This window comes from Actibacterium atlanticum, from assembly GCF_000671395.1.
GTDB classification, from domain to species: Bacteria; Pseudomonadota; Alphaproteobacteria; order Rhodobacterales; family Rhodobacteraceae; genus Actibacterium_D; species Actibacterium_D atlanticum.
Window position 1 is genome coordinate 1 of sequence record NZ_AQQY01000018.1, and the last position, 9,368, is coordinate 9,368.

Sequence of the window (9,368 nt, forward strand, 5' to 3'; positions counted from 1 at the left end):
ATCGCGGCGCCTCGTCTTTAAGGGGCCACCATCGGCCCGATTCAGTATCGCGCGCTAATTATTGTTTGAGCAGGCAGAAATCAAGTATCAGTTGTCGCTAGTTGTATCAGCGGCACCATCCGTGGCTTCCAGAGCATCATCCAGCACCGGCCCTTCGGACTCAGGCGCAGCGCCGGTACGCAGTTTTGCCAGCCCGGTTCCATCTTCGCCAAACCATTCCAACCGGTTCTCGACGATCCAATCCTCAATCAGCTTGGCGGTATTGCGCGACAGGTTGGCCATCTGCTCTTCGCGCGACTTTGTATAGCCCGATCCCAGGATCGTGCCCCCGGACAGGCTTTCCAGAACCGTTATCTGGTTGGGCTCCTCATTGATCTTGCCCCCCGCAGCGTCATCCCAGATTGTCACCGATACCACGGTTGCGGACTTGGGCGAGAGCACCACCGGAATCCCCGGCACCGCCAGCGCATAGCCATCCAGATTGACCGCGATGTGATAGAACTTGTCGCCGTCATAGCGACCGAAGCGCTGCTCAAGATCACGGGTCAGAAGCTCTTTCCATTCGTCTGGGCTGGCTTCACGCGACGGACCGATTTTTTGGGCGTTTTCGGTGACCACAATCGCATAGCCAAGCTTGAAATCGCCCAAGGGTACAGCCGGGCCTTCCAGGCTGGTATCCCCAGCACAGCCTGCCAGCGTCGCAGCCAAACCCAGCGCAAAAGCGCCCTGAAACAGTTTCGAAATCCGCATTCTGCCCCCCAAAGGCAATTTCAGTGGCCCACGGTTAGCGCAGCGCAAAGCACCGCGCAACGTCTGGATCAGGTAAAGCGGTTGTCACGCGGGAACCCGCGCGGGGCCATGCGGCCGGTACCAGCCCGTTTGCCCAACCACTCGGTCAAATCAGTTTCGGTACGGGTGCGCCCTGCCGGGTCCAGCCAACTTAACCCATCAGCCAAGGTAAACGTGGTGGCATCTGACAGCCCACCATCCTTGTACTTTTGCAGCCGGACACCTTTGCCACGCGCCATTTCTGGCAACTCCTCCAGCGAAAAGACCAACACTTTGCGGTTTTCGCCCACGCAAGCCACGTGGTCGCCCTCTACATGATGACAAACCTTTGCATGCACATCGCCGCGCACATTAAGCGCCTGTTTCCCGGCACGGGTCTGCGCAATCACTTCATCCGCGTTCACCACAAAGCCATCCCCGGCGCTTGAGGCCAGCAACAGCTTGGAACCCGGCTTGTGAATGAACAACGATATGATCTCTGATTCATTTGGCAGATCGACCATAAGGCGCACCGGCTCGCCCATGCCGCGCCCCCCAGGTAATTGCGACGCGGGCAAGGTAAAGAATCGCCCATTCGCGCCCAGCAAAAGCAACCTGTCGGTGGTTTCCGCGTGGAAGATAAACCGCGGCCCGTCACCGTCTTTGAACTTCAGCTCGCGGGTCAGGTCGATATGACCCGACATCGCCCTGATCCAGCCCATCTGCGAACAGACCACGGTGATCGGCTCGCGCTCTATCATCGCTTCCAGCGGCACATCTTCGATTTCTGTCGCGTCCGAGAAATCAGTGCGCCGTGCGCCACCGTCGGACTTTTTGCCGAACTGGGTGCGGGTCTCGCGCAGCTGGTCGGCGATGGCGCTCCACTGAACACCCTCGTTTTCCAGCAGGTCTTCGATCCCGGCGCGTTCTTCCATCAGCGCATCGCGTTCGCGTTGCAGCTCGATTTCTTCGAGGCGGCGCAGACTGCGCAGACGCATGTTCAGGATGGCGTCGGTCTGTGTCTCGGTCAGCTCGCCATCACCCGGGGCGGGGCTGCGATAATCCGCCTCCGACATCGCGCGCGGATGTTCAAGACCCCAGTCCTCGCGCATCAGCGCGGCTTTCGGGTCTTCGTCATAGCGGATGATGTCGATGACACGATCCAGATTGAGGAAGGCGATGATAAAGCCTTCCAGAACCTCTAGCCGATGATCAATCTTGCCCAAACGAAAGCGCGAGCGGCGCAGAAGAACCTCGCGCCGGTGATCCAGAAACGCCCGCAGCACTTCTTTCAGGCTACAGACTTTGGGTGTGCGCCCGTCGATCAATACGTTCATGTTCAGGCTAAACCGAACCTCAAGATCGGATTGTTTGAACAGCGTGCCCATCAGCACGTCGGGATCGACGTTTTTGGTCTTTGGTTCAATGATCAGGCGGATGTCATCCGCGCTTTCATCACGAATGTCGCCCAGAATCGGAATTTTCTTCAGCTGGATCAGCTCGGCGATTTTTTCGATCAGGCGCGACTTTTGCACCTGATACGGAATCTCGGTGACAACGATCTGCCACTGGCCACGGCCCAGATCTTCGCGCTCCCACCGCGCGCGCAGGCGAAAGGCACCTCGACCGGTGCGATATGCCTCCTGGATGTTTTCACGCGGCTCGACAATCACGCCGCCCGTCGGGAAATCTGGCCCGGGAATGTAATTCAGCAACGTTTCGTCGCGCGCATCGGGCGTTTTGATCAGATGCAGACAGGCGCCGATCAGCTCGTCGATGTTATGAGGCGGGATGTTCGTGGCCATGCCCACCGCAATCCCGCTGGAGCCGTTGGCAAGCAGGTTTGGAAAGGCTGCGGGCAGCACGACCGGCTCGGTCAGTGTACCATCATAATTGTCGCGGAAATCGACGGCGTCCTCGTTCAGGCCTTCCATCATCGTTTCCGCGATGCGAGTCAGCCGAGCCTCGGTATAACGGCTGGCGGCCGGGTTATCGCCGTCGATGTTGCCGAAGTTCCCCTGCCCGTCGACAAGCGGGTACCGCACGTTGAAGTCCTGCGCCAAACGGGCCATCGCGTCATAGATCGCCGCATCGCCATGCGGGTGATAGTTGCCCATAACATCGCCTGAAATCTTGGCCGACTTACGGAACCCACCTGTCGGGCTGAGTTTCAGCTCGCGCATCGCGTAAAGGATTCGCCGGTGCACCGGCTTCAACCCATCGCGCGCGTCAGGCAACGCACGGTCCATAATCGTGGACAAAGCATAAGTCAGATACCGTTCGCCAATGGCGCGGCGCAAAGGTTCGGCCAGATTGGCAGGGCCGATATTGGGGTCGTTGCTGCTGTCACTCATAGGTGTTGTGATAGCCCCGTGCGCCCAAGGCGACAAGCGCCCGTTAAGGGGGGAACAGCTTATATTTTTTACCCTCACCTGTTAGGTCGCGACTCATTACTTTGAAACCATTGCCAAAAATACGCTTGGGGGAGTGTTATGTATAAAATGTTGGGTGCCCTGATGATTTGGATGGTCGGCGTCGGGCTGGCCGTTAAGGATGAACCAAAGCCAGAAGTGACCGCACAGACCGAAGACAAGAGCGCCATTTCCAGCTCGTCGATTCAAGCGAGCGTGACGCCTGCCAAAGGCCCGGTTCAACTGAAACCTATGGAACAAGCGCCGGTTCACCACGCCGCCGTCACCACCGAACTGATCCCGGTTAGCTTTGGCACCAAAAGTGTCGCCCAAACCCCCAGCGTGCGTAGCAGCGACGCCCCGGCAGGCTATGCCCCACTGCCACAGGCCAAAACAGATTTTGCCGAACCAAGCCCCGAAGTGCCCGTCTATGAAGTCACCGGAAGCAGGGTAAACATGCGGGCTGGCCCGTCCACAGGCCATGCGGTTGTGGCGGCTTTGGGCAAGGGCACACAGACGCAGTTTCTGGGTCAGCATCAGGGTTGGGCACAGATCAAAGTGATCGATACCGGTGCGCGCGGGTTCATGTCGGTCAAGTTTCTGCAACCTGTCGCGACCAACTAACCATTGTGAATGCTTCGGGCGGCGCTTGCCGCCCGCCCCTGCTTGACGCCTATCCTTTGCCGCTCTAGGCCAATGCAAAGTGAACCGCGCAGCGTATTGGCAAAATGTCCCCAAAAACCATTCTGATCACCGGATGCTCCTCGGGCATCGGCTATGACGCCGCCCATGGCCTGACCAAACAGGGCTGGCGCGTTTTCGCCACCTGCCGCAAAGAGCGCGATTGCGCCCGGCTGCGCGAAGAGGGCTTAGAAAGCTTTGTGCTGGACTATGCCAAGCCCGACACAATCAAAGCCGCCGTCGCCGAGACCCTGTCACGCACAGGGGGCACACTGGATGCGCTGTTCAACAACGGGGCTTTCGCCTGCCCCGGCGCGGTCGAGGATCTGCCGCGCGGCGCCTTGCAGTCGATCTATGAAACCAATGTTTTCGGCCCCCATGACCTGACACGCCAGTTGATTCCCGTGATGCGGGCGCAGGGGCACGGGCGGATCATCAATAATTCTTCTGTGCTGGGCTTTGTGCCGATGAAGTGGCGCGGGGCCTATGTGTCGACGAAATACGCGCTGGAAGGGCTGAGCGACACCCTGCGCCTTGAAATGCGCGACACCCCCATAAAAGTGATCCTGATCGAGCCCGGCCCGGTGACCTCGCGCATCAGAGTCAACGCGATCCCGCATTTCGTGCGCTGGATTGACTGGGAAAACTCTGCGCGAGTCGATCAATACCGAAACGGATTGCTTAAACGGCTCTATGAACATTCTGGCGAACCCGACAAGTTTGAGCTGCCCGCCTCGGCGGTCACCCAAAAGCTGATCCACGCGCTGGAAAGCCGCACCCCGTCGGCCCGCTACTTTGTGACGCGCCCCACCTATGTGGCAAACCTGATACGTCGGTTGCTGCCCACATCTGCGGCGGATTTCCTGTTGTCCAAAGGCTGAGGCCGCGCAAAAAAACAATTCGCTTTTTGCACGCCGCCCGCTATGTCCGCCAAGAAGGAAAGGATTAGTTCATGTTCCAGGACCCATTATTTCTTGTTGTTGGCGCGGCCTGTCTGGTTGTGGTCGTCATTTTGCTGCTTGGGATTGGCGGCTTTGCTAAAGGCGGCGATTTCAACCGCAAACACGCCAACCGGCTGATGCGCTACCGGATCGTTGCGCAACTGGGTGCCGTGATCTTGATACTGCTGTTTGTCCTGCTGCGCGGCAAAAGCTAAGGAGCCTGCTATGGTCGTTCTGAACAAAATCTACACCCGTGGTGGCGACAAGGGCGAAACCGCGCTGGGGGATGGCTCGCGCGTGGCTAAACACTCAGCCCGGGTAAACGCCTATGGCACCGTCGATGAAACCAACGCCACTGTCGGGCTGGCCCGCCTGCACGCCAAGGGCTCGATGGACACCCAACTGGCCGCCATTCAAAATGATCTGTTCGATCTTGGGGCCGATCTGTGCCGCCCCGGCCGTGACAAGGACGAACAAGCCGAATACCCGCCCCTGCGCCTGGCCGACAGTCAGGTCGACCGGCTGGAAGCCGAAATCGACGCGATGAACGATGTGCTGGAACCGCTGCGCAGCTTCGTGCTGCCCGGCGGCTCGGCGCTGGCCGCGCATCTGCACCTGTGTCGCACCGTATCGCGCCGCGCCGAACGTCTGACCGTTGAGCTGTCCGGCGTCGAAGATGTGAACCCTGCCGCGGTCAAATATCTGAACCGCCTGTCGGACTGGTTCTTTGTTGCCTCACGCGTCGCCAACAATGATGGCAAAGACGATGTTTTATGGGTGCCCGGGGCCAATCGCTGATCCAGCCCGGGCAACAGCAAGTGATTCTCTGGAATTGACCGAATTTTGCGGCACTGCGGCATTCTTGCGCAGTGAACCCGCCAAGCGCCCAAGAAAATTGGCTTTGAAATAACTGAAAAGCATACAACGCTGCGTAGAAATAAAGTAACTCGACCATTTTGCACTGTTGTCCCGCGCCGCGAGCCGCTAACAAGCTCTCCAATAATTCACGAAGACCCAAGGAGACCTCGCAAATGAAGGTGCTAGTGCCTGTAAAACGCGTGATCGACTACAATGTGAAGGTTCGCGTAAAGGCGGATGGAAGCGGCGTTGATCTTGCCAATGTGAAGATGTCGATGAACCCTTTTGACGAGATTGCCGTCGAAGAGGCTATTCGGCTGAAGGAAAAAGGGGCCGCGAGCGAAGTTGTTGCTGTGTCCATCGGTGTGAAGCAGGCGCAGGAAACCCTGCGCACGGCTTTGGCCATGGGCGCGGATCGCGCGATCCTGATCACTGCAGCGGATGATGTTCACACGGACATCGAACCGCTGGCCGTGGCCAAGCTGTTGAAAGCCGTTGTCGACGAAGAGCAGCCCCAGATGGTTGTGATGGGCAAACAGGCCATCGACAACGACATGAACGCCACCGGCCAGATGCTGGGGGCGCTTTTGGGCTGGGGTCAGGCGACCTTTGCCTCTGAGGTGAACATCGACGGCGACAAAGCCGTGGTCACCCGCGAGGTTGACGGCGGTCTGCAGACGATCAGCGTGGCCCTGCCCGCCATCGTCACCACCGACCTGCGCCTGAACGAGCCGCGCTATGCGTCGCTGCCGAACATCATGAAGGCCAAGAAAAAGCCGCTGGATGAAAAGACGCCCGAAGATTACGGCGTCGACATCAGCCCGCGTCTGGAAGTGGTCAAGACCGAAGAGCCCGCCGAGCGTCAGGCCGGTGAGATCGTCGGTTCGGTTGATGAACTTGTCGCGAAACTTAAAGATGCGGGGGCTGTGTAATGGCTGTACTTCTTCTTGCTGAAGTGACCGATGGCGCGCTGGCGCTGGATGCCACCGCCAAGGCCGTTTCTGCGGCGCAGGCCCTGGGCGATGTGACCGTGCTGTGCGCCGGCGCTGCTGCGGCAGATGCCGGTGCTGAGGCCGCGACGATTGCTGGTGTGGCCAAGGTTCTGGTCGCCGAAGACGCGTCGCTGAGCCACCGTCTGGCCGAACCGACCGCTGATCTGATCGTTTCGCTTGCTGGCGACTATAGCCACATCGTGGCCCCGGCGACGACCGACGCCAAGAACGTCATGCCGCGCGTTGCCGCGCTGCTGGACGTGATGGTGATCTCGGACGCCACGGCCGTGGTTGACGGCGACACGTTTGAGCGCCCGGTCTATGCCGGCAACGCCATCCAGACCGTCAAGTCGTCGGATGCCAAGAAGGTCGTGACCTTCCGGACCTCGACCTTTGAGGCCGCCGGCACCGGTGGTTCGGCAGCTGTGGAAACCGTCTCCGTGGGCGCCTCCGCTGGCCTGTCGGACTGGGTTGAAGACGCCAAAGCCGAAAGCGACCGCCCCGAGCTGACCTCGGCCGGGATCGTTGTCTCGGGCGGGCGCGGCGTTGGTTCCGAAGATGACTTCGCGCTGATCTCGGCCCTGGCCGACAAGCTGGGCGCGGCTGTTGGCGCCTCGCGCGCAGCGGTCGACAGTGGCTTTGCGCCGAACGATTGGCAGGTGGGCCAGACCGGCAAGGTTGTCGCGCCGGAACTGTACATCGCCGTCGGTATCTCGGGCGCGATCCAGCACCTGGCGGGCATGAAAGACAGCAAAATCATCGTCGCCATCAACAAAGACGAAGAAGCCCCGATCTTCCAGGTCGCTGACTTCGGACTGGTCGCAGACCTCTTCGACGCCGTCCCAGAACTCACCGAGAAGCTGTAAACAGGACCCAAGACATGACCTATTCCGCCCCATTGCAAGATATGCGTTTTGTTTTGCACAACCTGTGCGATCTTGATGCCATCAGCCAACTGTCTGGTTTTCAGGATATCTCGCCCGACATGGTAGATGCGATCCTTGAGGAAGCCGCGAAATACGCCGCGCAGGAACTTTCTGTGCTCAACCGGGTCGGGGACTTGGAGGGCCTGGGGTTTGATCAGGGTAACGTCACAACACCCAAAGGTTGGCGCGAGGCCTATGACATGCTGGTTGAAATGGGGTGGAACAGCCCGACGGCCAGTCCTGAACACGGCGGGATGGGGCTACCTTTCGTGGTGAACGCCTGCATTCAGGAAATGTTTCAGGGCGCAAATATGGCGTTTCAGCTTTGCCCGATGCTGACACAAGGCGCGATCGAGGCGCTTGAAGGCTATGCCTCGGACGCGCTGAAAGAAACCTACCTGCCCAAGCTGGTCTCAGGAGAATGGGCTGGCACGATGAACCTGACCGAACCACAGGCCGGGTCCGATCTGGCTGCGATCCGTTCCAAAGCAGTGCCCGAGGCAGATCACTACCGCATCAGTGGACAGAAGATCTTTATCACCTATGGCGAGCATGATCTGACAGAGAACATCGTTCATCTTGTGTTGGCGCGGTTGCCTGATGCCCCTGCAGGGGTCAAAGGGATCTCATTGTTCGTTGTGCCCAAGGTGATGCCCGATGGCACCAAGAACGATGTGCGTTGCGTGTCGATCGAACACAAGCTGGGCATACACGCCAGCCCTACCTGCACCCTGTCCTTTGGTGAACAAGACGGGGCGATTGGTTATCTGGTGGGCGAAGCCAATCGCGGGCTGGAATACATGTTCGCGATGATGAACAACGCCCGGCTTTCCGTCGGTTTGCAGGGAATCGGTGTTGCGGAACACGCCTGTCAGGATGCTGCGGCCTATGCGCTGGATCGCAAGCAGGGCCAGGCTGCAAACGTCGAAGACTCAGCGCCTATCATCCACCATCCCGACGTGCGTCGGATGTTGGCATCAATGAAAAGTCGAACCGAAGCGGCCCGAATTCTGGCCTATCGCGCGGCGGCGGCGCTGGATATGGCGCACCGGGCAGACGACACAGAAACCCGCGCACGTGCGCAGCGCCGTGTTGATCTGCTGATCCCGGTTGTAAAGGGCTGGTCAACCGAGCTGGCGATTGATGTGGCTTCGCTGGGCGTTCAGGTGCATGGCGGTATGGGCTATGTCGAGGAAACCGGCGCTGCACAACACTTGCGCGATGCCCGTATCACCACGATCTATGAGGGGACGACGGGCATCCAGGCGCTCGATCTTGTGGGTCGCAAAATCATCCGCGATGGTGGTGTAGCAGCGCGCGAGCTTGTGGCCGAATTGCGGGAAACACGGGAACGGCTGGCGAAGGCTCATAACGGTCAGGCAGAACTCCAACCGCTCTTGCCCATGATAGAGGAGGCTGCAAACCTGATTGAAACGGCCACGGGTTGGTTGCTCGACAATCCAAAAAAATCGCCCGCGGCGGCAATGAATGTGTTGGACTTGTTTGGACTGTGCTTGGGAGGATGGGCGCAGGCAGATGCGGCGCTTGCGGCCTTGGATCAAATCTCATTGGGGCAGAACACCGGCTTTACCGAAACGAAACTCCGTCTGGCGGCCTTTTATGCACAGCAAGTCTTTCCGGAGGCACGGGCGCGGATGACGTCGATCAAGGGGGGATCCGACAGCGTCTATGCTCTGTCTCCGCAAGACTTGGCTCCGGCGATGTAAGGCGCGCCCAATGACCGAGATCGAACGTGAATCGATGGATTATGATGTTGTGATTGTGGGGGCT

At 59.2% G+C, this 9,368-nt stretch carries 9 protein-coding genes; 7 read left to right on the forward strand and 2 right to left on the reverse strand.

Annotated elements, in window-relative coordinates; translation table 11 throughout:
• Positions 1-87: 87 nt before the first annotated feature.
• Positions 88-750 carry a hypothetical protein gene (locus tag ATO10_RS15680; RefSeq protein ID WP_035253424.1) on the reverse strand — a complete coding sequence of 221 codons (663 nt, stop codon included), beginning with the start codon at positions 748-750 and terminating at the stop codon, positions 88-90.
• A 68-nt stretch (positions 751-818) separates the two neighbouring features.
• On the reverse strand, positions 819-3,122 hold the full coding sequence (gene parC / locus ATO10_RS15685) for a DNA topoisomerase IV subunit A (RefSeq protein ID WP_035253425.1): 2,304 nt from the start codon (positions 3,120-3,122) through the stop codon (positions 819-821).
• A gap of 138 nt (positions 3,123-3,260) precedes the next feature.
• Here parC and ATO10_RS15690 point away from each other — a divergent pair, with 138 nt between their 5' ends.
• The 7 genes from ATO10_RS15690 to ATO10_RS15720 all read left to right on the forward strand — a co-directional run bounded on the left by ATO10_RS15690 (position 3,261) and on the right by ATO10_RS15720 (position 9,304).
• Complete coding sequence (locus ATO10_RS15690; RefSeq protein WP_035253426.1) at positions 3,261-3,803, forward strand: SH3 domain-containing protein; 543 nt, start codon at positions 3,261-3,263, stop codon at positions 3,801-3,803.
• A gap of 104 nt (positions 3,804-3,907) precedes the next feature.
• Positions 3,908-4,741: an SDR family NAD(P)-dependent oxidoreductase gene (locus ATO10_RS15695; protein WP_035253428.1), complete on the forward strand. Its 834-nt coding sequence runs from the start codon at positions 3,908-3,910 to the stop codon at positions 4,739-4,741.
• 71 nt (positions 4,742-4,812) lie between these two features.
• The gene (locus tag ATO10_RS15700) at positions 4,813-5,016 is read left to right on the forward strand and encodes a twin transmembrane helix small protein (RefSeq protein ID WP_035253435.1); all 204 of its coding nucleotides are present in this window, start codon (positions 4,813-4,815) and stop codon (positions 5,014-5,016) included.
• Positions 5,017-5,026: 10 nt separating this feature from the next.
• Positions 5,027-5,599, forward strand: coding sequence for a cob(I)yrinic acid a,c-diamide adenosyltransferase (locus tag ATO10_RS15705; protein WP_035253436.1), 573 nt, complete (start codon positions 5,027-5,029; stop codon positions 5,597-5,599).
• A gap of 233 nt (positions 5,600-5,832) precedes the next feature.
• Entirely contained in the window at positions 5,833-6,591 is a 759-nt protein-coding gene (locus tag ATO10_RS15710; protein WP_035253437.1) for an electron transfer flavoprotein subunit beta/FixA family protein, read from the forward strand.
• Positions 6,591-7,517, forward strand: coding sequence for an electron transfer flavoprotein subunit alpha/FixB family protein (locus tag ATO10_RS15715; RefSeq protein ID WP_035253439.1), 927 nt, complete (start codon positions 6,591-6,593; stop codon positions 7,515-7,517). Before ATO10_RS15710 ends, ATO10_RS15715 begins: the two co-directional genes overlap by 1 nt.
• 14 nt (positions 7,518-7,531) lie before the next feature.
• A complete protein-coding gene (locus tag ATO10_RS15720) occupies positions 7,532-9,304 on the forward strand; it encodes an acyl-CoA dehydrogenase (protein ID WP_035253441.1) in 1,773 nt (590 codons plus the stop codon).
• Positions 9,305-9,368: the final 64 nt, after the last annotated feature.

Coding starts and splice junctions, on each gene's coding strand:
- ATO10_RS15700 (WP_035253435.1), top strand. CDS start 4,813: ATGTTCCAGGACCCATTATTTCTTGTTGTTGGCGCGGCCTGTCTGGTT.
- parC (WP_035253425.1), bottom strand. CDS start 3,122: ATGAGTGACAGCAGCAACGACCCCAATATCGGCCCTGCCAATCTGGCC.
- ATO10_RS15715 (WP_035253439.1), top strand. CDS start 6,591: ATGGCTGTACTTCTTCTTGCTGAAGTGACCGATGGCGCGCTGGCGCTG.
- ATO10_RS15695 (WP_035253428.1), top strand. CDS start 3,908: ATGTCCCCAAAAACCATTCTGATCACCGGATGCTCCTCGGGCATCGGC.
- ATO10_RS15680 (WP_035253424.1), bottom strand. CDS start 750: ATGCGGATTTCGAAACTGTTTCAGGGCGCTTTTGCGCTGGGTTTGGCT.
- ATO10_RS15705 (WP_035253436.1), top strand. CDS start 5,027: ATGGTCGTTCTGAACAAAATCTACACCCGTGGTGGCGACAAGGGCGAA.
- ATO10_RS15720 (WP_035253441.1), top strand. CDS start 7,532: ATGACCTATTCCGCCCCATTGCAAGATATGCGTTTTGTTTTGCACAAC.
- ATO10_RS15710 (WP_035253437.1), top strand. CDS start 5,833: ATGAAGGTGCTAGTGCCTGTAAAACGCGTGATCGACTACAATGTGAAG.
- ATO10_RS15690 (WP_035253426.1), top strand. CDS start 3,261: ATGTATAAAATGTTGGGTGCCCTGATGATTTGGATGGTCGGCGTCGGG.